Annotated in this window: 27 protein-coding genes; 4 read left to right on the top strand and 23 right to left on the bottom strand. The window is 50.3% G+C overall.

The features are described 5' to 3' along the window. Positions 1-17 precede the first annotated feature (17 nt). Positions 18-875 carry a YaeF family permuted papain-like enzyme gene (locus tag Z042_RS09995; RefSeq protein ID WP_081758380.1) on the top strand — a complete coding sequence of 286 codons (858 nt, stop codon included), beginning with the start codon at positions 18-20 and terminating at the stop codon, positions 873-875. Between the two features lie 106 nt (positions 876-981). Here Z042_RS09995 and nlpE read toward each other — a convergent pair whose 3' ends face one another. The 3 genes from nlpE to Z042_RS09980 are packed head-to-tail and all read right to left on the bottom strand — an operon-like array spanning position 982 to position 2,694. Beyond that, a complete protein-coding gene (gene nlpE / locus Z042_RS09990; protein WP_024910175.1) occupies positions 982-1,671 on the bottom strand; it encodes an envelope stress response activation lipoprotein NlpE in 690 nt (229 codons plus the stop codon). A gap of 57 nt (positions 1,672-1,728) precedes the next feature. Beyond that, positions 1,729-2,142 (bottom strand): alternative ribosome rescue aminoacyl-tRNA hydrolase ArfB, encoded by a 414-nt coding sequence (gene arfB, locus Z042_RS09985; protein WP_024910174.1) that lies wholly within the window; start codon positions 2,140-2,142, stop codon positions 1,729-1,731. Positions 2,143-2,145: 3 nt separating this feature from the next. Beyond that, positions 2,146-2,694 carry a YaeQ family protein gene (locus tag Z042_RS09980; RefSeq protein WP_024910173.1) on the bottom strand — a complete coding sequence of 183 codons (549 nt, stop codon included), beginning with the start codon at positions 2,692-2,694 and terminating at the stop codon, positions 2,146-2,148. 213 nt (positions 2,695-2,907) lie between these two features. Here Z042_RS09980 and Z042_RS24960 point away from each other — a divergent pair, with 213 nt between their 5' ends. Both Z042_RS24960 and rof read left to right on the top strand, forming a co-directional pair. Next, entirely contained in the window at positions 2,908-3,108 is a 201-nt protein-coding gene (locus Z042_RS24960) for a YaeP family protein (RefSeq protein ID WP_071882816.1), read from the top strand. After that, on the top strand, positions 3,095-3,358 hold the full coding sequence (gene rof / locus Z042_RS09975; protein WP_024910172.1) for a Rho-binding antiterminator: 264 nt from the start codon (positions 3,095-3,097) through the stop codon (positions 3,356-3,358). Before Z042_RS24960 ends, rof begins: the two co-directional genes overlap by 14 nt. Before the next feature lie 52 nt (positions 3,359-3,410). On the opposite strand, the gene Z042_RS09970 is transcribed toward rof, so the two are convergent. From Z042_RS09970 to rpsB, 20 genes are all read right to left on the bottom strand, one after another. Beyond that, entirely contained in the window at positions 3,411-3,722 is a 312-nt protein-coding gene (locus tag Z042_RS09970; RefSeq protein WP_024910171.1) for a c-type cytochrome, read from the bottom strand. Between the two features lie 9 nt (positions 3,723-3,731). Next, positions 3,732-5,045, bottom strand: a complete 1,314-nt coding sequence (gene tilS, locus Z042_RS09965) for a tRNA lysidine(34) synthetase TilS (RefSeq protein ID WP_024910170.1) — start codon at positions 5,043-5,045, stop codon at positions 3,732-3,734. A 63-nt stretch (positions 5,046-5,108) separates the two neighbouring features. Then, the gene (locus Z042_RS09960) at positions 5,109-5,507 is read right to left on the bottom strand and encodes a VOC family protein (RefSeq protein WP_024910169.1); all 399 of its coding nucleotides are present in this window, start codon (positions 5,505-5,507) and stop codon (positions 5,109-5,111) included. 124 nt (positions 5,508-5,631) lie between these two features. Further along, positions 5,632-6,591: an acetyl-CoA carboxylase carboxyl transferase subunit alpha gene (accA, locus tag Z042_RS09955; RefSeq protein WP_024910168.1), complete on the bottom strand. Its 960-nt coding sequence runs from the start codon at positions 6,589-6,591 to the stop codon at positions 5,632-5,634. Positions 6,592-6,603: 12 nt separating this feature from the next. Further along, on the bottom strand, positions 6,604-10,092 hold the full coding sequence (gene dnaE / locus Z042_RS09950; RefSeq protein ID WP_024910167.1) for a DNA polymerase III subunit alpha: 3,489 nt from the start codon (positions 10,090-10,092) through the stop codon (positions 6,604-6,606). Between the two features lie 67 nt (positions 10,093-10,159). Next, entirely contained in the window at positions 10,160-10,753 is a 594-nt protein-coding gene (rnhB, locus tag Z042_RS09945; protein ID WP_024910166.1) for a ribonuclease HII, read from the bottom strand. Beyond that, positions 10,750-11,898, bottom strand: a complete 1,149-nt coding sequence (gene lpxB / locus Z042_RS09940; protein WP_024910165.1) for a lipid-A-disaccharide synthase — start codon at positions 11,896-11,898, stop codon at positions 10,750-10,752. The genes rnhB and lpxB overlap by 4 nt, the downstream gene beginning before the upstream one ends. Positions 11,899-11,901: 3 nt before the next feature. Then, positions 11,902-12,690: an acyl-ACP--UDP-N-acetylglucosamine O-acyltransferase gene (gene lpxA / locus Z042_RS09935; protein ID WP_024910164.1), complete on the bottom strand. Its 789-nt coding sequence runs from the start codon at positions 12,688-12,690 to the stop codon at positions 11,902-11,904. A gap of 3 nt (positions 12,691-12,693) precedes the next feature. Then, on the bottom strand, positions 12,694-13,149 hold the full coding sequence (gene fabZ / locus Z042_RS09930; RefSeq protein ID WP_015673553.1) for a 3-hydroxyacyl-ACP dehydratase FabZ: 456 nt from the start codon (positions 13,147-13,149) through the stop codon (positions 12,694-12,696). 197 nt (positions 13,150-13,346) lie between these two features. Next, positions 13,347-14,378: a UDP-3-O-(3-hydroxymyristoyl)glucosamine N-acyltransferase gene (gene lpxD / locus Z042_RS09925; protein WP_024910163.1), complete on the bottom strand. Its 1,032-nt coding sequence runs from the start codon at positions 14,376-14,378 to the stop codon at positions 13,347-13,349. A 4-nt stretch (positions 14,379-14,382) separates the two neighbouring features. Beyond that, the gene (gene skp, locus Z042_RS09920) at positions 14,383-14,880 is read right to left on the bottom strand and encodes a molecular chaperone Skp (RefSeq protein ID WP_024910162.1); all 498 of its coding nucleotides are present in this window, start codon (positions 14,878-14,880) and stop codon (positions 14,383-14,385) included. A gap of 159 nt (positions 14,881-15,039) precedes the next feature. Continuing rightward, a complete protein-coding gene (gene bamA, locus Z042_RS09915; RefSeq protein ID WP_024910161.1) occupies positions 15,040-17,463 on the bottom strand; it encodes an outer membrane protein assembly factor BamA in 2,424 nt (807 codons plus the stop codon). Positions 17,464-17,498: 35 nt separating this feature from the next. Further along, positions 17,499-18,854, bottom strand: a complete 1,356-nt coding sequence (gene rseP, locus Z042_RS09910) for a sigma E protease regulator RseP (RefSeq protein WP_024910160.1) — start codon at positions 18,852-18,854, stop codon at positions 17,499-17,501. A 30-nt stretch (positions 18,855-18,884) separates the two neighbouring features. Continuing rightward, positions 18,885-19,733, bottom strand: coding sequence for a phosphatidate cytidylyltransferase (gene cdsA / locus Z042_RS09905; protein ID WP_024910159.1), 849 nt, complete (start codon positions 19,731-19,733; stop codon positions 18,885-18,887). A 9-nt stretch (positions 19,734-19,742) separates the two neighbouring features. Beyond that, positions 19,743-20,501 (bottom strand): (2E,6E)-farnesyl-diphosphate-specific ditrans,polycis-undecaprenyl-diphosphate synthase, encoded by a 759-nt coding sequence (ispU, locus tag Z042_RS09900; protein ID WP_024910158.1) that lies wholly within the window; start codon positions 20,499-20,501, stop codon positions 19,743-19,745. A 282-nt stretch (positions 20,502-20,783) separates the two neighbouring features. Then, entirely contained in the window at positions 20,784-21,980 is a 1,197-nt protein-coding gene (ispC, locus tag Z042_RS09895) for a 1-deoxy-D-xylulose-5-phosphate reductoisomerase (RefSeq protein ID WP_024910157.1), read from the bottom strand. 157 nt (positions 21,981-22,137) lie between these two features. Further along, complete coding sequence (gene frr / locus Z042_RS09890) at positions 22,138-22,695, bottom strand: ribosome recycling factor (RefSeq protein ID WP_024910156.1); 558 nt, start codon at positions 22,693-22,695, stop codon at positions 22,138-22,140. A gap of 242 nt (positions 22,696-22,937) precedes the next feature. Beyond that, positions 22,938-23,663: a UMP kinase gene (pyrH, locus tag Z042_RS09885; protein WP_024910155.1), complete on the bottom strand. Its 726-nt coding sequence runs from the start codon at positions 23,661-23,663 to the stop codon at positions 22,938-22,940. A 215-nt stretch (positions 23,664-23,878) separates the two neighbouring features. After that, positions 23,879-24,730, bottom strand: a complete 852-nt coding sequence (tsf, locus tag Z042_RS09880; RefSeq protein ID WP_024910154.1) for a translation elongation factor Ts — start codon at positions 24,728-24,730, stop codon at positions 23,879-23,881. Positions 24,731-24,848: 118 nt separating this feature from the next. Continuing rightward, a complete protein-coding gene (gene rpsB, locus Z042_RS09875) occupies positions 24,849-25,574 on the bottom strand; it encodes a 30S ribosomal protein S2 (RefSeq protein ID WP_024910153.1) in 726 nt (241 codons plus the stop codon). 351 nt (positions 25,575-25,925) lie between these two features. On the opposite strand from rpsB, the gene map reads away from it, so the two are divergent. After that, positions 25,926-26,723: a type I methionyl aminopeptidase gene (map, locus tag Z042_RS09870; protein ID WP_024910152.1), complete on the top strand. Its 798-nt coding sequence runs from the start codon at positions 25,926-25,928 to the stop codon at positions 26,721-26,723. Positions 26,724-26,736: the final 13 nt, after the last annotated feature.

The raw sequence follows: 26,736 nt of genomic DNA, 5'->3' as shown, positions 1-26,736 counted from the left end.
ATTTAAAGGATTAAAAAATGCCGTTATCCTCCATTTCGATTACGCGCTTGTTTGCATTGCTGCCTATTTTTCTGATGGGCTGCACTATGGATATTGCATTATCCGAAAAAGAGAAACATCCCGTTCTCCTTCCTGTGGATATTCAGTTTCAAGCCCTCAGTTCTGCGCCACAGAACACCTTTCGGGAAGTTGATGAAACAGCCTTACAGGATGGCGATCTGCTTTTTTCCTCAACGATTGGCCTGACTTCATTGGGAATACGTCTGTTTAGTGCTTCTTCCGTCAGCCATGTCGCTATCTATATTGGTAACGGCCAAGTCGCCGAGGCAGTAGGTGATGGTGTGCAAATTGTTAGTTTGGAAGCCGTGTTAGCCCATAGCGACAAACTCTTTGCTTTACGCATGCCTAACCTGACCTCAAATCAGGCAGAACAGATTCGCCACTTCGCGCAACAAAAGGCCGGTAGCCGCTATAATTATCAGGGGATTATCGAGATGATGCCCTTTATGGTGACCAAGCAACTTTGCTCACTGAATCCTTTCTCAAAGGATTTCCGTCAGCAATGTGTACAAGGATTAGCTGCTGCTCAGCTCAGCACACCAACCAGCAATGAATCGAGTTATTTCTGCTCACAGTTTGTTCTGGCCGCCTTTGAGCATGCCGGTCACCCTCTTACTCTGGCCTCATCTGGCTGGGTCAGCCCTGGTGATTTACTGCATATGCGGGAAGGGGATGTGGCAACACTGGCACCCAATCAGGCGCTGGCTTATATCGGGCATATCAAACCGGGTATCTACTTACGCTCTCGTGCTTTGGTGAGGAATAACCCGCAGGAAACTCCCCCCACGCTTCAAGCAAACCGTGACACACTTTGAACTCGCCACTAAGGGATTTTGTTATTCACCATTGAGAGCCCCATCAATAAAAACAGGGACTCTGTCCTGCAATATCAATCACATTCTGCCGCTGAATCTTTCGCTATCAATGGCTGCTGCAATTTTTATTGTTATCGAAAATGATTTTTCCACCCGCTTCAGGAATCAGTGCCTTCTCCATTTGCCCTTCTTCCATTGACGGCTGCACGCTGAAATGACCATTAAGCATCAGGAATACCGGTTCACCCGGAGCACTGCGTGCTTTTATATAACCTTGTTCTAACTCAATATTATTGGCTACCGGGAACGTTTTTCCCGTCACACAATCTTTGAATATCGCCGCATCTGCAAAGTAAGTATAAAACCCTCTCAATAGCATCGGCGTTTCTGGCAACGATTGCGCTATTGGAGATAGGGTGTAGTTAAGCTTGGATATAATCGGTGCCCCACTTTGATCCAGCATTTGCAGATTTTTACCGACTGGGCGGAAGTAACGCTTTTCACCGCTGTTTTCGGTTAGCACCAGCTTATCGGCCGTACGCGCCCACTGCCCATAGCTGGCAAAGGTTCTATCCCCTTCTTTGGCCCCGCGATACGTTTCTTGTAAAATAAAGCTGCCATCTTTATCTAAAAATAGAGCGGTCTCCAGCCCATCGCAGTCGGCACAAGGCAATACACCCTGATAGCTCTGCTGCATTGGTTGAAGTGGTTGTTCTTTTGGTTGGTATTGATTATTACAACCCAGTAGCGAAATACCTCCAGCCGCTAAAAACAGGGCGATTGCTATTTTCTTCACAGTTATTCTCCTGCTGTGTTCCATTTATACCCACAGCCTGGTGCCAGATAGTATTTCTTAAGGGCGAACCTTGCCGCGTAGCGCTTTGGTGATCCCTTTACGCACCTTACTTTCAAGACGGCGTAGTTTTGCACCTTTGCTGGGTTTCGTGGCCCTGCGCGTTTTCTCAACCACCATCGCCTGTTGGAGCAATACCATCAACCGAGCCAGTGCCGCTTCACGATTTAACTCTTGGCTGCGATACTCTTGCGCTTTAATAATGACCACACCATCAGCGGTGACTAAATGATGATTAAGCGCCAACAACCGTTCTTTATAATACTCTGGCAGGCTAGATGCTCGAATGTCAAAGCGCAAGTGAATGGCCGTTGAGGCTTTATTTACATGCTGACCACCCGCGCCTTGGGCACGGATTGCCGTCAATTCTATCTCGCTATCCGGTATTGCTAGGTTTCTTGACAGTTCCAGCACCGGTTACACCCGTGCTCGTTGCCATTCGGCAAATTGAATTTCCAGACTATTCTCATCATCAGAAAGCCAGATCGTACCTTCCTGCAACGTGGCCTGTAACGTCATATTACGGCTGGCCAACGCAGCCAGACGGGATAATTGTTCATCATCAAGAAAACGGATGCTGAGATTTTTATAGTTTATCACTTTACTCTGCATAGACTGCCACCAAACATGCCCTGCCCGCTCACCATAAGCATACAACACCACCCGAGGAGATTGATTGCAGGCTTTTTTAAGGCGTTTTTCATCCGGCAGCCCTAACTCAATCCACATCTCTAACCCATTATGGTCGTTATGCTGCCAAATTTCTGGCTCATCTTCCGCACTCAGGCCTTTGGTGAACACCAAACGTTCATCGGCATGACAAATCCAGGCCAGCAGGCGCAACATCATACGTTGTTCAGTTTCTGAAGGATGCTGGGCTAACGTCAGCGTTGTGTCATGATAAAAATGACGATCCATATCTGCGATATTGACCGTGGCTTTATAAATTGTTGCTTTCAGCGCCATGGGTAACCTCATTATTTGCAGGCCACAGTGTACTGATAAGCTTGGTCCGCGGCCAGCTTCTGGAGCCGAAACAAGGCACGCGGGCCAATAACAGGTGCTAATAACTCCCCCACACCTGTGCTATAGTCGTCTAGATAGTATAAAGCTCCAAGTGTCTGTGCCTCATCGCAACTTGTGTTGGCGATAATGCAGAGATTCTCAAGGGAGGAAACTGTGCAACAATACTGTGAGTTAGTACGCCGTTTTTATGCCGAGATTGGTAGTGGAGATCTCGGCTACGTGCCTGATGCATTGACATGTGTTTTAAAGGCATTGGACGCTGTTGCAGCGAATAGCGCACTACCGTCCTCAGTCAGGGAACAGGCGGCATTTGCCGCCGCTAACTTATTGGTGAGCGACTATGTTGATGAATGATGAATATCAACCCATCAATTGCGATGACTACGACAACCTGGAACTCGCCTGTCAGCATAAACTGACTCTGAAACTGGAGTTACGCGACGGAGAAGTGCTCGAAGCCAAAGCGGTCGATCTGCTGCAAAAAAAACGCGTTGAATATCTGACTATCGAACAAAACGGTACTCAGCGTGACGTGCGTCTGGACCACATCAGCAGCTTTAGTCATCCTGAAATTGGTACCGTTGTTGTGAGTCTTTCCGACTGATAACTTCGGTAACGCCATCCCCACAGGGCAGCCCAACGGCTGCCCTCGTCATTTATGGCTGTAAACTGGCATAGTATGCCGCCAGATCGGCAATATCTGTGTCTGACAAAGCCAAAACATAGGCTCTCATCACCTCCGCCTGCCCACCAGAACGCTCCCCTTTTTTATAAGACAATAATGCCTGCTCCAAATACATCGCATTTTGCCCGGCCAGGTTCGGGTACATGGGTATCGAGACTTTGCCTGCGGCACCATGGCACGCCACACAGCTGACCGATTTATTCTTGCCTACTGCGGCATCCCCTGCCGCCAGAGCGGAAAAACTCAATAACCCTGCCACTACTATTACGCTCATAGATTTCATGGTTGTTCCTTATGAGATATTGTTATTATTTTTCTTCCAACGCAGTGGCCACGGACGTTCTTCTACCGGCACCTGCCCTGCTTCAGTAACGAAAACATCCAGAGCAGCAATCAATTGCTCATCATAGTAAATCAATGGAATACGCTCACGCTGCCAAGGGGGAACCCCCAACTCTTGCCATAGCTTCTTGATATGCCTTGAACCAGTACGACCAAGGATACGTACTCGGCCTTTGGCAGCAAAACGCACGCTAACCCGTTCATGTGCCTGCGGTACGCGCACCAGATTATCCCCTTCTCCGGCAATTAGCGTACCAAGCCCATCGGGCAATTCCAGCTCTGACTGATGTGCCCAAGGTAATTGCAGTGCATGTAAATCAACCATCAACGGCAGCAGATATAAACGCTGGCGGAAACGGCGGATCTGATAATTACCCAGTTGTAATTGAGGTTCTGCGTCTTCCCGGCAGTTCGCCACTTCGTTCCATATCCTGGTTAATTGCTCACGCGCAGGCATAGCGACCCCAAACAAAGCAATCCAACGGCGCAGCAGCGCAGAACGCCGGGCTGGAGAACACGCTTGCAATCCAGCAATTGCCAATGATTTTTCCTTATTCAGCAACAGCGTTAACTGCTCTGCCAACAGTTCATCCAGCAGTTGTTCCTGTTCTGCACACAGGCTGGCGCTGCGCGCCGTTGCCGAAGCAAAATGCGGCCAACGTTCATTCAGCAGCGGCAATACATCCAAGCGTAGGAAGTTGCGATCAAATCGAGAGTCTTGATTGCTGTCATCCTCAATCCAACACAAGTGGTGCAGGTGCGCATACTCCTCCAACTGCTGACGTGAATGCCCCAATAGCGGCCTCAACAACGCATGATTGCCCAACTGAGTCTCAGCCGCCATTGCCGACAGCCCCGCCGGGCCGCTACCGCGTTTCAAGGCTAACAGGAAGGTTTCACATTGATCGTCAAGATGTTGTGCAGTCAACAAGGTTTCATTCACGGCCAACGTATCACTGAATGCGGCATAACGGGCTGCGCGCGCCGCTGCTTCTAGCCCCCCAGCACGTTTGTCCAACTGGACATAATGCACCATCAATGGCACCTGCCACGCTTCACACTGTTGCTGACAATGCACCACCCATTCATCGGCGAAACGGCTCAAACCATGATGAATATGCACCGCACGCAAAATGAGTTCCGGCTGTAACTGGCGCAATTGCACCAGCAAGTGCAGCAGCACACTGGAATCCAGCCCGCCGCTAAATGCCACTAACAATTGGCGCTTGTCACCCAATTGTGCAAGGAGTTGATTGGTATTCATTGATTGTGCTTGGTCACGTCCACATAGTTGCACGTTAACCAGCCCTCTCTTATCAAGCAAGTATTAACCCCGTTGCAGTTCATATAATTCGAGCGGTAAGCCATCAGGATCGTTGAAGAAGGTGAAGCGGGATTGAGTATAAGGATCGACACGCACTGGCTCACAAACCACCCCTGCGGCTTGTAGCTCGGCGATGGCGATATCAATATCGTCCACGCTAAATGCCAGATGGCGCAGACCGCAGGCCTCTGGTCTGCTAGGGCGAGCTGAAGGCGACGGGAAGGAAAACAGCTCAATGGTATACTGGCCGTTCAGCGCCAAATCGGCTTTCCAAGAGCCGCGCTCTGCGCGATAAACCTCCGCCAACAGCGTAAAGCCAAGAATATCGCAGTAAAAATGTTTACTGGTAAGGTAATCAGAACCGATCACTGCAATATGATGGATCTGCCGTAATGCCAGCATGGACATACTCCTTTTATACTCTTCGTCTTTCACGTTGCGGTTTTGTCTGCGTCAAAAACCGTTGTATCAGAATAGTAGGCATAAAAAAACCGCCCGACGGCGGTTTCTTATGATACGGACACTCTCAACAATAACCGTAGTTCATCAAGCGCTGATAACGACGGTTGAGCAGTTCCTCATTGTTCAAACCATCCAGATCGGCCAGATCGGCCAACAGTTGCGCTTTCAATGAAGCCGCCATTGCCGATACATCGCGATGTGCAGACCCTAGTGGCTCTGGGATCACAGTATCAATCAGTTTCAATTCTTTCAGGCGCGGGGCGGTGATCCCCATTGCTTCTGCGGCAATCGGCGCTTTGTCAGCACTTTTCCACAGAATGGAAGCACAACCTTCCGGTGAAATAACCGAGTAGGTGCTGTATTGCAGCATATTCACTTTATCGCCAACGCCAATAGCCAACGCACCACCTGAGCCCCCTTCACCGATCACGGTGCAAATCACCGGAATATTCAGGCGGGACATTTCACGCAGATTACGAGCAATCGCTTCTGATTGGCCACGTTCTTCCGCTCCCACCCCCGGATAAGCGCCAGGGGTATCAATGAAGGTAATCAGTGGTAGTTTGAAACGGGAAGCCATTTCCATCAGGCGCAATGCCTTGCGATAACCTTCTGGTGCGGGCATACCGAAGTTGCGGCGGATTTTCTCTTTGGTTTCGCGCCCTTTCTGGTGACCAATCACCATCACCGGGCGGCCATCCAGCCGTGCAATCCCCCCGACGATGGCTTTATCATCGGCATAAGCACGATCGCCAGCCAGTTCTTCAAAGTCGGTAAAGATGTGTTCGATATAATCCAGTGTATAAGGGCGGCGCGGGTGGCGTGCCAATTGGGCAATCTGCCAAGCCCCAAGATCGGAAAAAATTTTGCGCGTCAGCTCAACGCTCTTTTCACGCAAGCGCTGAACCTCTTCGTCCAGATTAATATCTAATTTTTCGTCTTGACGGTTAACTGCAGTCAGCGAGTCAATTTTCGCTTCCAGCTCTGCAATCGGCTGTTCAAAATCAAGAAAACTCAGACTCATAGCATTCCTATTTTAGTCAAATTCCAGTTCCACCTGCTCATTACCTACCAAGGTCCGCAAATCTATCAACAAGCGGTCGGTCGGCGTCACGCGCCAGGTTGCGCCAAAACGCAGCCTGGCTCGCGCATCTTCCCGTTGATAGTAGAGATGCACTGGAATCGTCCCCGAGCGATGAGGTTCCAACGCCTGACGGAGACGGTTCAAAAGCTGGTCATCAATTTGCCTGTCCGTCAGCGAGATAGCAAGCCCACGGGCGTATTTTTCACGGGCTTCACTGATATCCATCAGTTCGCGGACCATCATTTTAAGCCCACCGCTGAAGTCATCAAAGCTGACCTGTCCAGTGGCAATCAGGATACGGTCTTTTTCCAACAAATGCTGATATTTTTCCAGCGCCTCGGTGAATAACATAACCTCTAGACGGCCAGAACGGTCATCCAGCGTACAAACGCCGATACGGTTACCCCGTTTGGTGACCATAACCCGAGCGGCAACCACCAGCCCGACGGCGGTTGTCATCTTACCCCGCTCCGTTGGATGCATATCTTTCAAACGCTGGTCACCAGCGTAACGTTCAATTTCTTTCAGGTACTGGGTAATCGGATGACCAGTAAGGTATAACCCTAACGTTTCACGTTCGCCATCCAGCACCACCTGTTCCTGCCACGGGGGTACATTAGCATAAGATTGCTCCACCTGCTCCGGCGCTTCCGCCAATACGCCAAACATATCAGCCTGGCCAGTCGCTTCCGCTTTGGCATGTTGATCGGCCGCTTTCAACGCATCGCCTAACGAATTCATCAGCGCGGCACGGTGTGGGCCCAAGCGATCAAATGCCCCAGACATGATCAGTTTTTCCAGAATCCGGCGGTTCAGCTTTTTGATATCAGAGCGCGCGCACAGGTCGAACAAATCTTTGAAATACCCTTGTTCACCACTGTTGCGTGCTTCAATAATTGCCTCAATCGGCCCTTCCCCTACCCCTTTAATCGCACCGATGCCGTAAACGATTTCACCTTCGCCGTTAACATGGAAATGGTATTGCCCGCTGTTGATGTCCGGCGGCAAGATTTTCAGCCCCATACGCCAGCATTCATCTACCAGCCCGACCACTTTGTCGGTGTTATCCATATCAGCGGTCATTACCGCCGCCATAAACTCGGCAGGATAGTGGGCTTTCAGCCACAGCGTCTGATATGACACCAAGGCATAAGCGGCAGAGTGCGATTTATTGAAGCCATAACCAGCGAATTTTTCTACCAAATCAAAAATTTTTACCGACAGTTCCCCATCGACACCGCGTGCTTTGGCCCCATCTTCAAACCCACCGCGCTGTTTGGCCATTTCGACCGGGTTCTTTTTCCCCATCGCACGGCGCAGCATGTCTGCCCCACCCAATGTATAGCCTGCCAATACCTGAGCAATCTGCATCACCTGTTCCTGGTACAGGATGATGCCATACGTCGGCTCCAGCACCGGTTTCAGTGATTCATGCTGCCACTGGATGTCCGGGTAAGAAATCTCTTCGCGCCCATGTTTACGGTCAATGAAGTTATCCACCATGCCCGATTGCAATGGGCCAGGGCGGAACAGGGCCACCAGTGCGATCATATCCTCGAAACAGTCAGGCCTCAGGCGTTTGATCAGATCTTTCATGCCACGCGATTCAAGCTGGAATACTGCCGTGGTTTCCGAACGTTGCAGCATGTCGAAGCTTGGTTTGTCATCAAGCGGGATCGCGGCGATATCAATCGGCTCCAGCCCAGTCTTGGCGCGGCGAGCATTGATCATCTCCAAGGCCCAGTCGATGATGGTCAGAGTACGCAGGCCAAGGAAGTCGAATTTCACCAGCCCGGCGTATTCCACATCGTTCTTATCGAATTGGGTAACCGGGTGATTACCTTCAGCATCACAATACAACGGCGCGAAATCGGTGATTTTAGTTGGCGCAATCACCACCCCACCCGCATGTTTACCGGCGTTGCGCGTCACTCCTTCTAATTTACGCGCCATATCGATCAGCGCCCTGACCTCTTCATCAGCCTCGTATATCTCCGGCAGCTGCGGTTCCGCAGCAAAGGCTTTTTCCAGCGTCATCCCCGGATCGGGCGGCACCAGCTTGGAGATGCGGTCAACAAAACCATAGGGATGGCCCAATACGCGCCCCACATCACGGATCACCGCCTTCGCCGCCATCGTACCAAAGGTGATAATCTGCGATACCGCTTCACGGCCGTACATATCCGCGACGTGGTCGATCACCAAATCGCGTTTTTCCATGCAGAAATCGACGTCAAAGTCAGGCATCGACACCCGTTCCGGGTTCAGAAAACGTTCGAACAGCAGGTCAAATTCCAGCGGGTCTAGATCGGTGATTTTCAGCGCATAGGCCACCAACGAACCGGCCCCAGAACCACGCCCCGGCCCCACCGGCACATTGTTGTCCTTTGACCACTGAATAAATTCCATCACGATCAGGAAGTAACCAGGAAAGCCCATCTGGTTGATCACGCGTAGTTCAACATCCAGACGCTTATCGTATTCCGGGCGGCGCTGAGCACGCACTTCCGGGTCTGGGAACAGGAACTCAAGGCGTTCTTCCAATCCCTCTTTGGACTTCATAACCAGAAAATCTTCGGTGGTCATTTCACCGGTAGGAAACTGCGGCAGGAAGTATTCACCAAGGCGAATGGTGACATTACAGCGCTTGGCGATCTCGACGCTATTGAGCAAAGCTTCTGGAATATCAGCAAACAGCTCACACATCTCATCTTCGCTGCGCATAAACTGCTGTGAGGTGTAATTACGTGGGCGTTTAGGATCGTCAAGCGTAAAACCATCGTGGATAGCCACACGGATTTCATGGGCGTCGAATTCATCCTCCACCAAAAAACGCACGTCATTAGTGGCCACCACCGGCAGACCACGCTCAGTTGCCAGCGCCACGACAGCATGCAGATAGTTCTCTTCGTCTGGGCGACCAGTACGGATCAGCTCCAGATAGTAGCTGTCGGGGAAATGTTCCTGATAAAACGCCAGGCATTGATCAACCTGCACCTGATTGCCACGCAACAGGAATTTACCAACATCCCCCATCCGCGCACCCGAAAGCAGGATCAGCCCTTCACGGTGCTCAATCAACCAATCACGATCAATTACCGGCCCAGCAGCACCGTAACCACGCTGGTAGGCATGCGAAATCAGCAGCGTCAGGTTTTGATAGCCTGCATTATTGGCCGCCAGCACGGTAAGGTGCGCCAGCTCATCGCCCAGTACATCACTCTGCACATAAAAATCCGCACCGATAATCGGTTTGATCCCGGCACCATGTGCACTACCGTAAAACTTCACCAAACCACACATATTGGTGAAATCAGTGATCGCCAAAGCGGGCATGGCAAGCGCAGCGGCTCTTTTCACCAATGGGCCGATCTTGGCTAATCCATCAATCATGGAGTAGTCACTATGAACGCGCAGGTGAATAAAACGAGGTTCGGCCATATCCAGATACCAAGGTGTAGTGGCTCAGCTTACTGGGCCAGGGTTAACACTTTTATCTTTGAGGGTACTACAACTCCAGTACCCGTCTCACTGGCGCAAAACTGCGGCGATGATGCTGTGTAGCCCCCAATGTTGCCAGTTTTTCCAAATGGAGAGCGGTTGGGTAGCCTTTATGCTGGGCAAAACCATAATCAGGGAATACCCGATCCAGTTCGCTCATTTCGCGGTCGCGCGTCACTTTTGCCAGAATCGAAGCAGCACTGATTTCCGCCACTCGGCTGTCGCCCTTGACTACCGCCTGCGAGCGCATTGGTAACTCAGGGCAACGATTACCGTCGATTAACACCAGATCGGGCGTAAGAGACAACCCAGCAACCGCACGCTGCATCGCCAACATCGTGGCATGCAAGATATTCAGTTGATCAATTTCTTCCGGCTCAGCCCGCCCCAGGCTCCAAGCCAGCGCTTTTTCAACGATTTCTTCATACAGCGCCACACGGCGTTTCTCGCTGAGTTTTTTTGAGTCTGCCAAACCAATGATTGGCCGTGCCGGATCGAGGATCACGGCGGCAGTCACCACAGCCCCCACCAACGGGCCGCGCCCTACTTCGTCCACACCAGCGATCCACGTAGCTACGGGATAAACAAAAGGTTCGATCATGCTTCTGCCAACTCCAACACCGCCTGAGCGGCCTGTTCATCGGCACCACAGCGGATACTCTGGTGCAATTCAAGGAAGGTCTGTTTCAACTGTTCGGATTGCGGGCTGTCTTCCAGCAACGGCAACAAGGCCGCAGCCAGCTTGGCGGGTACGCAATCATGCTGTAGCAGTTCGGTAATGATTTCACGCCCTGCTAACAGATTCGGCAGCGAAACATAGGGCGTTTTCACCAACCGCTCTGCCAACCAGAATGTAAAAGGTTTCATGCGGTAGCCAACTACCATCGGGCATTTCGCCAGCATGCATTCCAGCGCAGCAGTACCCGAAGCCAACAACGCTGCATCACTGGCGATCATGGCTTCACGCCCTTTACCATCCAGCAGATGTACCGTTAACTCCGGCGCCACTTCGGCCTTAATACGTTCAAATTGTTCGCGCCGTTTGGCATTCACCAACGGCACCACCACTTCCAGATCTGGATAATGAGTACGTAATAACTGGGCCGTTTTGAGGAAATCACCGCTCAACATTTCCACTTCAGCACTACGGCTACCGGGCAACAGTGCCAGGCAATGTGCATCAGAAGCAATTCCCAACGCAGCACGCGCGGCCAGTTTATCTGGCTGTAACGGCATCGCATCGGCCATGGTATGGCCAATAAAACGGCAGGGAACGTTGAAACGATCGTAAAACGCCTTTTCGAAAGGGAGAAACGCCAACACTAAGTCAGTCGCTTGACCAATTTTGAAAACTCGCTTTTGACGCCAGGCCCAAACTGATGGGCTGACATAGTGAATAGTACGGATACCACGCTTTTTCAGGCGGCCTTCCAACGTGATGTTGAAGTCTGGTGCATCAATGCCGACAAATACGTCAGGTGCAAGCTCAGTGAACCGACGCGTCAGTTCCCGGCGAATCTTCAACAGGCGTGGTAAACGCTCAAGAACCTCCACCACTCCCATTACCGCCAGTTCTTCCATCTCAAACCAGGCTTCACACCCTTCAGCCTGCATCAATGGGCCAGCCACACCAACAAAGCGTGCTTCAGGATGCTGCACCTTGAGCGCACGAATTAATCCGGCACCCAGGATATCACCAGAGGTTTCTCCGGCAACCAGCCCAATAGTCAATGGACGATTTGGCATAAATCAGCGAATAATCCCACGGGTGGAACGGCTAAAGAAATCAAGGAACGATTGCACCACAGGCTGCTGCTGTACCAAGGCTTCGATCTCTATCTTCGCTTCTTCTAACGTTTTCTCGCTGCGGTAAAGGATTTTATAGGCATTACGAATTGCCTGCATTTCATCCTTATTGAAACCGCGGCGTTTCAGCCCGACTACGTTAACACCGAACGGCGTTGCATGATTACCTTGCGCAATAACAAAAGGAGGGACATCCTGCGCCACGCCAGAACAACCGCCAACCATGACATGCGCGCCGATCACGCAGAATTGATGAATAGCTGTCATCCCACCGATAATGGCATGATCATCAATCTCCACATGGCCAGCCAGCGTTGCATTGTTGGCCAGTACACAGGAATTGCCAACAATGCAATCATGAGCAATGTGTACGTTGACCATCAGCAGATTATCATTACCCACCCTGGTCACACCTGAACCCTGTGCAGTACCGCGGTGAATGGTTACGCTTTCACGAATGCGGTTGCGATCGCCAATCTCAACACGTGTTGGTTCACCTGCATATTTCAGATCCTGATTCGCCTCGCCGACAGAAGCGAACTGATAAATTTGGTTGTCACAACCAATCTTGGTGATCCCATTCACCACCACATGGGATTTCAATACCGTACCCGCACCGATTTCCACCTGGGAACCGATGTAACAGAAAGGGCCGATGTGCGCCGCAGCACCGATCACGGCACCTTCTTCAACGATGGAGCTCGGATGGATAAAGGCGGTTTTATCAATCACGGATCATGCCTCCCGGCTGCGGGCACACATCATGGTTGCTTCGCAGACAATTTTTCCGTCAACGGTCGCCACACCTTTAAAACGCGTCAGGCCACGGCGGGTTTTTTCGAAAGTGACTTCCATGATCATCTGGTCGCCAGGCACTACAGGGCGTTTAAAACGAGCCTCATCAATGCCAGCAAAATAATACAGTTCCCCCGGCTCCAGCTTACCCACGCTCTTGAATGCCAGAATACCGGTAGCCTGCGCCATCGCTTCCAGAATCAACACGCCTGGGAAAATTGGCTTACCAGGGAAATGCCCCTGGAAAAACGGCTCATTAACAGAGACGTTTTTCACCGCTCGCAGATATTTGTGCTCTTCGAACTCCAGTACACGGTCAACCAGCAAGAATGGGTACCGGTGGGGAAGCAGTTCCAAAATTTCTGCAATATCCAGAGTATGAGTGTCAGTAGTCAAAATACTCTTCCTGTCTCTAAAAACTGATGACATTAACAACACGGCCTGCGTTGACCCCAAAAGGAGATCATCAGGCAGGCCGCAAATTAACAACTCTTTGCGCTTTTGGCCTTATGGCCAACGCGTTTCGTTTTGTACCCAATAAGGCAAGCAATCGGTAAGCTACACTGTGTTACCACCGCGCTACCACACGCAATCTATTGGGTATCGTCTTTTCCGATTTTCCGCTCAACAGCCTTTAAGCGCTTGCTGATCTCGTCAATATTCATCACCAACGCAGCCGTTTTACGCCAAACTTTATTGGGCTGTAACGGAATGCCAGAGGAGTATACCCCAGGTTCAGTGATTGGTCGCATAACCATTCCCATCCCGGTAACAACCACTTTGTCGGCAATCTCCATGTGACCATTAATCACGCTGGCTCCGCCGATCTGGCAATAGCGACCGATTTTCAGGCTACCAGCCATAATCACACCACCAGCAACGGCAGTATTTTCGCCAATCACCACGTTATGTGCAATCTGGCACTGGTTATCAATGATAACACCATTCCCAATCAGAGTGTTATCCAGCGCACCGCGATCGATGGTGGTACAAGCACCGATTTCAACACGATCACCGATGATCACCGTACCCAACTGTGGGATTTTGATCCATTCGCCACGTTCGTTAGCATAGCCGAAACCATCCGCACCGATTACCGTGCCAGACTGGATCAGGCAACGCTGACCAATTTCAACTTCATGATAAATCGTAACATTCGCCCACAAACGTGTACCTGCGCCAATGCGTGCGTTTTTACCGATAAAACAACCTGGGCCAATAACCACGTTATCGCCAAGTTCGGCACCAGACTCAATAACCGCATTCGCACCAACGGCAACATTGTCCCCCAGCAAGGCCGCTGGAGAAATCACCGCACTCGGTGCAATATCCGCAGCAGGAGCTGGCGTGGTGTCCATCAATTGCGCCATACGCGCATAGGTCAGATAAGGGTTTTTAACAACCAGTGCTGCGGAACGGCAGTGCGGTAAATCGCCCGAGGTCAAGACAACAGCACTTGCCTGACAGAGGGCAAGCTGCTCTTGATAACGGCTGTTTGATAAGAACGTGATTTGGCCAACCTGGGCAGAATGCATAGAAGCAATGCCGGTGATGACGATATCGCCATCACCGTACAATTGTGCATCCAACTGCTGTGCTAAATCAGCCAGTCGAATCGAAGGCATGTTGTTATTTAACCTGTTTCAGCACGTCAGCAGTGATATCTTTAGAAGTGCCTACGTAAGCAACCGCATTAGCATCGATCACTACGTCATAACCTTCTTTGCTGGCCACAGCTTTTACAGCGTCCTGAATACGGCTCAGGATTTTGTTACGCTCTTCCATCTGACGACGACGGTTATCCTGCTCAAAAGCCTGAGCTTTTTGAGAGAACTGTTCGCGCTGTGCCATTACATCTTTTTCCATTTTGGAACGTTCGCTGGCCTTCATGGTAGAACTGTCACGCTGTAAAGTCTGCATTTTGGTCTGCAAACTGCGTTCCATTTCCTGGAGTTCACTTGCTCGGCCTTTAAATTCATTTTCCAGTTGTTTAGCCACGGTTTCACGTGCTGGCAACTGCTGGAAAATGCTGGAAACGTTAACGACTGCGATCTTGTCAGCTGCCTGAACTCCTGCTGAAGCAGCCATAGCTAAACCAAGGCCTGCGGCACACAACCACTTTTTCACTATAAACTCCTTACCATCACCCATTTGTGTCATACGACACTTTGAAGTACACAATTTGCCAGACATTACACATAAAACAATGAGAATAATCCTCTCCGTTTGATGTCAGCCTGGCATTTGCGATTGTTTTTTAATCGTCATGACCAGCGGTACAACCTGTTACCAGGTTTTACCAATATTAAACTGGAATTGTTCAGACTTATCACCGTCGTATTTTTTGATCGGATCGGCGTAAGAGAACACCAGTGGCCCCAGCGGCGACATCCATTGCACAGCCAAACCAGCAGACACACGAATATTGCTCGCCTTGCTGTAATCAGGAATGTCGTACATCCGCGTCTGAGCAGTGTTTTCCCACTTGGTATCCCATACCGTACCTGCATCAATAAATACCGAAGTACGCACTGAACTCGCATATTTCTCGCTAATGAATGGCGTTGGTGTGATCAGCTCCAAGCTTGCAACGGCCATGGCATTACCACCAACGGCGTCGTTAGAATTACAAATAATCTGAGGCACGTTGTTACTCAACACATTCGGGCATGTATACGAATTAGAATTGTAGTAAACCGCTTTCGGGCCAATGGTATTGGACTGGAAGCCACGCACGCTGCTTGAACCACCGGCATAGAAGTTCTCGTAAAACGGCAATTCTTTACCACCCAGACCATCAGCATAACCTATGCGACCACGCCCCAACGCCACCCAAGTCCCGTCTTCGTCAATAGGAAGATACTGTGTACTATCCAACGTAAATTTATAGTACGCATTGTCGGAACCAGGAATAGTCACTTTACTGTTCAGCGTAGTACGGTTACCCGAAGTAGGGAAGAAGCCGCGGTCCAGATTATTATAGGTCCAGCCCAGATTAAGCGGGAAATCATTCGCCGTATAACTCGCACGATTCAGTAAATCCGGGTTTTCACCCACAGAGTCCAGATAACGCCACATGGCGACCTGCGGCTTCATTTGAGACAGGGAGTTATGGACATAACCCATCCCGATACGCAGTGAGTTGTTCTCGTTGATTGGGAAGCCCAGCGTACCGTCTACACCATAACTACTGTTGGTGTAATCTGACAGATCGGCGTTATCTGCCTTAAAGTCGTTATAGAATATGCGCCCACCCAGGCTGACACCATCTACAGTGAAGTATGGGTTGGTGACCGACAGTTCTGCATAGGTCTGATAATCATTTTTGGTACCATTGATACCAACAGAGTACCCCGTCCCCAGCCAGTTATCCTGCTGCACACCCGCCTGGAAGCTGATGCCACTCTCAGTACCGTAACCAATACCAAAGTTCAGCGTACCCGTGTTACGCTCTTTGACTTTGTAAGTCACATCAACCTGATCCGCAGTCCCTGGTACACGCTGAGTTTCCACATCCACAGTTTCAAAGTAACCCAGGCGGTTCAGGCGATCTTTCCCCTGCTCAACCTGATCGTTACCCAGCCAGGCGCCTTCCATCTGGCGCATTTCACGGCGCAGTACGGAATCTTTGCTGGTGTCATTACCTTCGAATTTGATGCGACGAACATAGAAACGGTTACCCGCATCAATGTTTACGTTCAACTTCACGGTTTTATCCGTATCGTTGATGTCAGGCTGAGTCTGCACACGGGGATAGGCGTAACCATAACGGCCAAACATCTTCTTGATGTCGTCTTCCATTTTGGTCACTTTGCTTCCGCTATACAATTCACCTGGCTCTATTTTGGTTAACTGTGCAACTTCCGCCGAGTGGCCAGCCAGATTACCATTCACCACCACACCGGAAAGCTTATACTGCTCACCTTCAGTAATATTGATGGTGATATAGATACCTTTTTTATCTGGTGTCAGGCTGACTTGGGTTGAATCAATGTTAAAGCGCGCATAACCGCGATCCAGATAGAAACTGCGCAGGATTTCAAGGTCACCCGCCAGTTTTTGCTTCTGGTATTTACGATCGCCAACCACGTTCCACCACGGCACTTCATCACGCAGTTGGAAGCGTGAGATCAGCTCATCGTTGGTGAAGGCATGGTTACCGACAATGTTGATTTGTTGAATTGTGGCAGAAACCCCTTCCATGAACACCAGTTTCAGGTCAACACGGTTACGCGGCAACGGCGTGACAACGGCTTTCACCGAAGCGCTGTATTTACCGACGCTGTAGTAGAAGTCTTCCAACCCTTTTTCAATGCTGGATAAGGTGGTGCGATCAAGTGCTTCACCAACCCGAACGCCAGAGGTTTCCAGGTTCTGCTTGAGCATGTCATCTTTCACCGATTTGTTACCGGAGAAAGTGATGCTGGCAATGGTAGGGCGCTCCTTGACCTGAACAATCAGCGTATCCCCATCGCGCAGTACGCGAACGTCCTCGAAGTTGCCAGTGGCAAACAAGGCATGGATGGTATTACTGATATCATCATCAGAGACGGTATCGCCTACGCGAACCGGCATATTGAGTAACGCCGCACCAACGGCGACTCGTTGCAGGCCTTCGAAATGAATGTCTTTCACCACGAACCCGTCTGCACCGTATACGGTGGCGCTGCCAAACAGCAGCGACGCTATGAGCAACTTTTTCATCGCCATCGTTGTTATGCGTTCTTCCTAACCTATCCCCGCCCCTAAAGGCGGGAAAAATCATTGAAAAGTGCAAGACCCATTAGCAGCACCAACACGATTGAACCAATGCGGTAGCTGTAGTCCTGTACTCGCTCAGAAACCGGCCCACCCTTCAGCTTTTCTATCGCCAGGAAGAGGAGATGCCCACCATCTAATACTGGTAATGGAAATAGGTTGATGATCCCCAGGTTGACACTGATCAACGCCAGAAACATCACATAATACACAAACCCAACCTCTGCTGACGCCCCTGCTCCCTGTGCAATGGAAATCGGGCCACTCAGGTTGTTCAGCTTTACATCACCGGTGATTAATTTGCCCAGCATACTGACCGTCAGCCGCATCAGTTGCCAAGTTTTGTCCCCAGCCTGGTATAGCGCAGAGAACGGCCCATACTGGCGAATCGTCTTATACTCGTCAGGCAACGGCAGTACCTTCGGTATGATCCCTGCGAAACCTACCATTTTATCTTTTTCCACCGATTTTGTATCTGGTATCAGTGTTAAAGACAAGGGAACACCATTTCTTTCAACCTCTAAAACCAGAGGTTTTCCTGGGCCATCGTGAATACGTTTAACCAACGTTGACCAGCGCCCAAGCAACTGACCATCGACTTTAACGATCCTATCCCCTGCTTGTAAACCCGACTTTTGCGCTGCGGAACCCTGCTGCACTTCCGCCAATACTGATTCTATCTGCGGACCACGTGGAATCAGGCCAAGAGAACGGACAGGATCTTCTTTATCTGGCTCAAAGCTCCATTTGCGCAGATCCAGAGTTTTGCTTATGACCTGTGAAGAGCCGAACTGAGCTACGCCAACCTCAGTTTGTGTTTCACCGATTTTTGTAATCAGCGCCAGCCGAACTGATTCCCAATCAGGCGTTTCGATACCGCCAACGGATTTAAGTTCCATTCCTGGGGAAATTTCAGCTCTGGCAGCGATTGATTGTGGGGCAATTTCGCCGATTACCGGGCGGAAACTCGGTACTCCGATGATAAACACGAGCCAGTAAGCAAGAATGGCAAACAGAAAGTTCGCAATAGGGCCAGCGCTGATAATTGCCGCCCGCTGCCAGACTGTTTTATTGTTAAACGCCTGATGACGTTGCTCTGGTGCTACCGTCTCTACGCGTTCGTCAAGCATTTTGACATAGCCGCCCAGAGGGATCATGGCAATAATGAATTCAGTGCCCAAACGGTCAGTCCGGCGCCACAGCGCCCGGCCAAAACCAATGGAAAAGCGTTCTACACGGACACCACAACGGCGAGCCACCCAAAAGTGCCCAAACTCATGTACGGTGATCAATACACCCAGAGCAATAACAAACGCTACCAAGTTCCAGAGCACGCTGGCCATATAAACCCTTCATTTCCCGCCAATGACGGATTAAAACACTAACAGCATCAAGCAAGCAAATACAGGCACTGCTGCGGTCAAACTATCGATACGATCCAGTATCCCACCATGCCCCGGTATCAGATGGCCGCTATCCTTGATACCCGCCTCACGTTTGAACATACTTTCCGTAAGATCGCCTAATACCGAAGCCAGCACCGCCATCACGGAGCAAAACAATAAAGTCACCGGAGCTACATTTAGCGGCACATAGCGGCCGAACAGCCAAGAGATAACGGCCGAAGTCACCAAACCACCGAACAGCCCTTCCCAGGTTTTACCTGGAGAAACTTTCGGTGCCAGTTTGTGCTTACCGAACAGTTTGCCAAAGATATAGGCACCAGAATCAGCTCCCCATACCAACAACATGACATACAACAGCCACCAGGCACCGATAAACGGATTCTGTTCATAACCAAGCTGGCGCAGAGCCACCATCCCCCAGAAAAACGGGACAATGGTCAACAGACCGAAAAACAGGCGTAGTGGGCGTGAATTCCGCCACAATGCAGCGGAACCAGGATAAAAGAGCACCAATAATAACGCGGTCAACCACCAGACCAGTGACAGCCACAGCGGCCCACTGATTTGCAATGGATGAACGGAATGGTGATAAGCGGGCACACTGAGCATCATCAATGCCAGCAGAAAGCCGCATATGATCGCCAGCCAGATACGTTGAGAGCGGGCTGCGAAGCCAGCAAGTTGCCCCCATTCCCAGGCAGCCAACATGCATACGGCGAGTGTTACCAGGGCAAAACCCAACGGCGGCAGCAAAAATAGCGCTGCGATAACCAGCGGAATTAAAATCAGAGCAGTTATGAGGCGATGCTTCAGCAAAAGTTCCCCCTAGGACGCATTAACGCCGATAGGTGTAGTTCCCCCGAAGCGGCGCTCGCGTTGTGCAAATGCATTCAGCGCACCTTCAAAGACAAGTTCATCAAAATCAGGCCAGAGTACATCAGTAAAGTAAAGCTCGGCGTAAGCAATTTGCCACAACAAGAAGTTACTTATGCGATGTTCACCACCGGTACGGATTACTAAATCCACTGGTGACAAATCACTCATGCAGACGTGTTCACTCAGCAGTTCCTCGCTAATCTGCTCCGGGTGCAGCACACCCTGCTGCACTTGCTCGGCCAGACCCCTCACTCCTTGGATGATATCCCAACGGCCACCGTAATTGGCGGCAATATTGAGTGTTAGACCATCATTATTTTCCGTCAGTTGTTCAGAACGATGAATACGTTCCTGCAAACGCGTGCTAAAACGGCTGATATCGCCAATGACACGCAGCCTGACGTTATGTTTATGTAAACTTTTTACTTCGCTATCCAAAGCTCGGACGAACAGTTCCATCAAAGCTGAAACTTCTTGCGCCGGGCGATTCCAGTTTTCACTGCTGAAGGCATACAGCGTGAGCGCATCCAGATGATTACTCGCGGCAAAGCTGACCGCGCGACGTACTGATTTCACCCCTGCTTTATGACCAAAGACACGTAACTTACCTTGACGTTTAGCCCATCGTCCATTGCCATCCATAATAATAGCAACGTGACGCGGCCCTTGAAGAGGTAGATTAGCTTCTTGTTGGTTTGCAGACGACATAACTCGTACTTATTCCTTCAATAGAAACAGACAACTTTTCTGGAACATCCGACCCTGACGCGCAAAAAAAGCCGTGTGCCTGACACAGCTTTTCCAGTCTACCCGCCTTACATCCCAAGATATTTCTGGGAAAAATTGGCTGATGTGTACCAATCCGGCCATTATTCAACGGTATAACCGCTCACAGGTGGCGCAGACTATACCACTTACACGAAGCCTGAACAAACAAACCCCATGGCAGCATACACAATTTAAAAACAAAATCAGACAATCCACTAGCCCTTAAAGACACAGCGTGCGAGTCACACCATAAGCGATTTCACGAGCCTGGCGATCGATATCCAAAACTGCATCAACGCACGCAGGTTCCGGCAATGTTAACTGCTCAACCACTTTCTGATTCACCATAGCAATATCAGTAAAGCGAATCTGTTCTTGCAAAAATGCAGCTACGGCAACCTCATTGGCCGCATTGAGCGCCGTCGTGGCAACCTGCCCTGCATCAAAGGCTGCAATAGCCAAATGCAGGCACGGGTAACGTTCAGGTTCCGGTTCAGAGAACGTCAACGCTCCTATGTGACAAAAATCGAGCGCAGCCACCCCAGAATGAATACGCTGCGGATAAGCCATCGCATGAGCAATGGGGGTACGCATGTCTGGTGTTCCCAATTGGGCCAGCACACTACCATCAATATAGCGCACCATGGAATGAATTACCGACTGCGGATGCAGGATCACCTCCATTTGTTCCGCGGAGGCATTAAATAACCAACGGGCTTCAATATATTCCAGGCCTTTGTTCATCATGGTGGCGGAATCTACCGAAATTTTGCGCCCCATTGACCAGTTAGGATGCGCGCAAGCCTGATCCGGCGTCACCGCCGCAAACTGCGCCACAGGTAAGGTGCGGAATGGCCCGCCAGATCCCGTCAGAACGATGCGCGAGACGCCATGTTCTTCCAGCGAAGCGTATCCTAGCTGGCGCTGGACGCTCTCAGGCAAACTCTGAAAAATAGCGTTGTGCTCGCTGTCCAGCGGCAATAACTGTGCCTGGCTCTTTTGTACCGCCTCCATGAACAAGCGGCCACAGGTCACCAGCGACTCTTTATTTGCCAGCAATACCTGCTTACCTGCACGCACGGCGGCCAAGGTTGGCAACAACCCTGCGGCCCCCACAATGGCAGCTGTTACTTGATCAACATCGCTCAATGCGGCCAGTTCGCAGGCAGATTGTTCACCCGCCAATACCTCGGTTTTCACCGCATTTTCCGCCAGGATGGTGCGTAGCTCACGCGCCGCGCTTTCATCGGCCATTGATGCATAAGCCGGGCGAAACTCTATACACTGCTGCGCCATCACCGCAACATTACGGCCAGCAACCAATGCCTTGATCGCAAAAAGATCGGGGTTTTCTCTGACCACGGCCAGGGTGCTGGTACCCACAGAGCCTGTAGAGCCCAGAATAGTCAGTTGCTTCATGAATTCGCTCTGAATCACTGCCTGATAAGATCGAAAGTGCTTTAGTGTGTAACCTGAACCACTACTTGTCCATGACCCTTCAGTACGATAATACGGGATCCACGCCACAAAAAATAAAGCGCCGCACAGGCGACGCTTTATTTTTGCGCGATGCTGATTAGAAATCCATCAGCTCTTTTTCTTTGTCTGCCAATGCAGCATCAAGCTGTTTGATATAGGCATCAGTCATTTTTTGAATATCGTCTTGCGAACGACGATCTTCGTCTTCACTGATTTCTTTATCTTTCAACAACGCTTTGACTTTCTCATTGGCATCACGGCGCACATTACGCACGGCTACACGCCCCTGCTCGGCTTCGCCACGCACCACTTTGATCAAATCCTTGCGGCGTTCTTCAGTTAATGGTGGTAGTGGAACACGAATCACGCTCCCGGCTGAATTTGGATTCAACCCCAGATCGGATGACATGATCGCTTTTTCCACTGCCGAACCCAGAGAACGGTCAAACAGGTTGATCGCCAGAGTACGGGAGTCTTCCACAGTCACGTTAGCCAACTGGCGCAGCGGTGTTGCAGAACCGTAGTATTCCACCATGATACCGTCCAGAATGCTTGGAGAAGCCCGGCCGGTACGGATTTTACTGATTTGGTTTTTGAATGCTTCTACGCTTTTTTCCATGCGTGAATCAGCATCTTTTCTGATTTCATTAATCACGTTACAAACCCTTGGAAGCTGGTTACTTGGCAGGCAATACCTACCCTTCATACTTAACATCGCAAACTGCCTTCACTCACCCCAGCCACTTACTTGAGTAAGCTTCTGGAAATGCGCTCAGTTGCCGCCTACCTGCAACACCAAGTATCTTGGGTATAACAAATATAGCCCGTGAATGTTACTCAATAGAAGCACACAACGCCCGGCGTTATCTACTCCCCCGAAATTTGGCCGAACACCCTTTATTTGGTGATCAGCGTGCCTTCGTTCTCACCCATCACCACGCGGCGCAGTGCGCCCGGCTTATTCATGTTAAACACGCGGATAGGTAAGCCATGGTCACGTGCCAGCGTAAACGCCGCCAGATCCATCACTTTTAACTCACGCTCTAACACATCTTGATAAGTTAACTGTTCAAACAGCGTTGCATCCGGATTTTTCACCGGATCAGCGGAGTATACACCATCCACTTTCGTTGCTTTCAATACCACATCAGCTTCAATTTCGATCCCACGCAGGCAAGCAGCAGAATCCGTGGTAAAAAATGGGTTACCCGTACCGGCAGAGAAAATCACCACGCGATTGTTGCGTAACAGGCTGATCGCTTCTGCCCAACTGTAATTATCACACACACCGTTCAATGGAATTGCAGACATCAAACGCGCGTTCACATAGGCGCGGTGCAACGCATCACGCATAGCCAGGCCGTTCATCACGGTCGCCAGCATTCCCATGTGATCGCCTACGACACGGTTCATACCCGCTTGCGCCAAGCCCGCACCGCGAAAAAGGTTGCCACCGCCAATCACTACACCGACTTGGATGCCCAGTTCGACCAGCTCTTTTACTTCCTGAGCCATGCGATCCAAAACGCTAGCGTCGATACCAAAACCTTCTGCACCTTGCAGGGCTTCACCACTCAGTTTGAGCAGGATACGCTGATAAACGGGTTTTGCATTGGTTGCCATGGTGTTCTGTCCTAAGAAGCAGTAATAGTATTGGGGATTTCAGCCGATACGTTGCGCTGTGCTGAGTATAGACGCACAAAGCTCGCCACCGGATTATACTCACCATCTTTCAAACCGCAGCGTGGTTACCTGCACTTGCTGCAATTTGGAATACATGGGGTATTTCTCTGGCTGGATAAAATGGAACCGCCTGACGGCGGCCCCATTAACAGGTATTAAGACTGTTTGCTCATTGCTGCAACTTCAGCAGCAAAGTCAGTTTCAACTTTCTCAATACCTTCACCCACTTCGAAGCGGATGAAGTTGGTCACATCAGCATTGTGCTCTTTCAACAGCTGAGCAACGGTTTTGCTTGGGTCCATCACGAAAGGCTGGCCGGTCAAAGAGACTTCGCCAGTGAATTTCTTCATGCGGCCTTCAACCATTTTCTCTGCGATTTCTTTTGGCTTGCCAGACTGCATAGCGATGTCTAACTGAACTTGGTACTCTTTCTCTACCACTTCAGCAGATACATCTTCAGGCTTCACGAATTCAGGCTTGCTTGCTGCAACGTGCATAGCCAACTGTTTAACCAGCTCTTCGTCAGCACCTTTCGCAGCCACCAGAACGCCGATGCGCGCACCGTGCAGGTAGCTACCCAGCACATCGCCTTCCAGGGAAGCGATACGACGGATATTGATGTTTTCACCAATTTTTGCCACCAGAGCTACGCGTTCTTCTTCGAACTGCGCTTTCAGCACTTCAACGTCAGTGATTTTGCCTGCAACAGCCGCATCCAGCACTTTGTCAGCAAACGCCTGGAACCCGCCATCTTTAGCCACAAAGTCGGTCTGGCAGTTAACTTCCAGAATCATACTATAGTTGCCGGCGATCTTGGTCTTGATCACGCCGTCAGCAGCTACGTTGCCTGCTTTTTTCGCCGCTTTGATCGCACCAGATTTACGCATGTTTTCGATAGCCAGCTCGATGTCGCCATTAGATTCAACCAGCGCTTTTTTACATTCCATCATGCCAGCGGCAGTACGCTCACGCAGTTCTTTTACCAGGGCAGCGGTAATATCAGCCATTTCTTTTTCCTCGGTTATCTCACGTGGAGACAGTTCTCATTCAGATAAGCAAAGGGGGCCTTTATAGGCCCCCCTAACCAACATATGTCAATACCTGGTTAATAAGGGCTCGACCTTATTATTCAGCTTCTACGAAGCTTTCTTCCGCCTGAACGGCCAGATCTTGAGAACGACCTTCACGGACGGCGGCAGCAACGGCACCCAGATACAATTTGATTGCACGGATTGCATCATCGTTACCAGGGATAATGAAGTCAACGCCGTCTGGATCGGAGTTGGTATCAACGATAGAGAATACCGGGATACCCAAGTTGTTGGCTTCTTTGATCGCGATGTGTTCGTGATCGGCATCAATAACAAACAGAGCGTCTGGCAGACCACCCATGTCCTTGATACCACCCAAAGAGTTCTCCAGCTTTTCCAATTCACGAGTACGCATCAGCGCTTCTTTCTTGGTCAGCTTGTCAAAGGTGCCATCTTGAGACTGGATTTCCAGATCTTTCAAACGTTTGATTGACTGACGAACGGTTTTCCAGTTAGTCAGCATGCCGCCCAACCAGCGATGGTTCACAAAGAACTGATCGCAGTTGTTAGCATATTCTTTTACCGCTTCGCTTGCTGCGCGCTTGGTACCCACGAACAGGATCTTACCTTTACGGGAAGAGATCTTGGTCAGTTCAGCCAACGCTGCGTTGACCATAGGTACGGTTTTTTCCAGGTTGATGATGTGAACCTTGTTACGTGCGCCGAAGATGAAAGGCTTCATTTTCGGGTTCCAGTAACGGGTCTGGTGACCAAAGTGTACACCAGCCTGGAGCATGTCGCGCATGGAAACAGTTGCCATGATTAAACCTCTATAGATTGATTGGGGTTATGCCTCCACGTATCCCATAACGCCGACCCAGGAATGATGTTCTCATCTTAGGCACCCCGGCGGATGTGTCGATACGTGTGTGTTATTTACACAATATGAGTGCAGTTAAAGTATCTCGGCTATTCCGTACAGCTCACTAAGGATTGAAGTACGGATCTGCCGGCGCGCTTTATACCATAAACCCGCCCCAGACACCAACATTTGTTGCGTTTACCCATCATTCAGAAATCAAATTTGGCAGCCCCAAATCAGGCTGATACCATAAGCCCAAGCCTTTCCTTAAAATATTGTCAACGACCAGACACCTACGGACTAACTTCAATGGCAATCTCAATAAAAACACCTGATGACATCCAGAAAATGCGCGTAGCGGGCCGTTTGGCCGCAGAAGTGCTGGAAATCATCGAACCGCACGTCAAACCAGGCGTCACTACCGGCGAATTGGATCGAATCTGTCACGACTACATCACCAACGAACAGCAGGCCATTTCTGCCTGTCTGGGTTATCACGGCTTCCCGAAATCCGTCTGTATCTCGGTGAATGAAGTGGTCTGCCACGGTATCCCGAGTGATGACAAGGTGTTGAAAGACGGCGATATCGTCAATATCGACGTCACCGTGATCAAAGACGGTTTCCATGGTGATACCTCAAAAATGTTTATCGTTGGTACTCCCACCATCCTGGGCGAACGTTTGTGCCGTGTTACGCAAGAAAGCCTGTATCTGGCACTGAAAATGGTCAAGCCAGGTATCCGCCTGCGTAGCCTGGGTAAAGCAATTCAGCAATATATTGAAGCCGAGAGATTCTCAGTGGTGCGCGAATATTGTGGGCACGGTATTGGTGAAGTGTTCCACGAAGAACCTCAAGTATTACATTACGATGCTGATGATGGTGGTGTGGTGTTGCAGGCCGGTATGGCCTTTACCATTGAACCGATGGTCAATGCCGGTGATTACCGTATCCGCACTATGAAAGACGGTTGGACGGTAAAAACCAAAGATCGCAGCTTGTCGGCACAGTATGAGCATACTATTGTGGTCACAGATAACGGCTGCGAGATAATGACGTTGCGCCAGGATGACACTATCCCCAACGTCATTACGCACGAGCAACAGTAGGAAGGGTTGTCTC

Origin of the sequence: Chania multitudinisentens RB-25, assembly GCF_000520015.2 — a bacterium.
Classification (GTDB): domain Bacteria; phylum Pseudomonadota; class Gammaproteobacteria; order Enterobacterales; family Enterobacteriaceae; genus Chania; species Chania multitudinisentens.
Note: the sequence above shows the minus strand (reverse complement) of the source record. Positions and strands in the feature narration are given on the sequence as shown.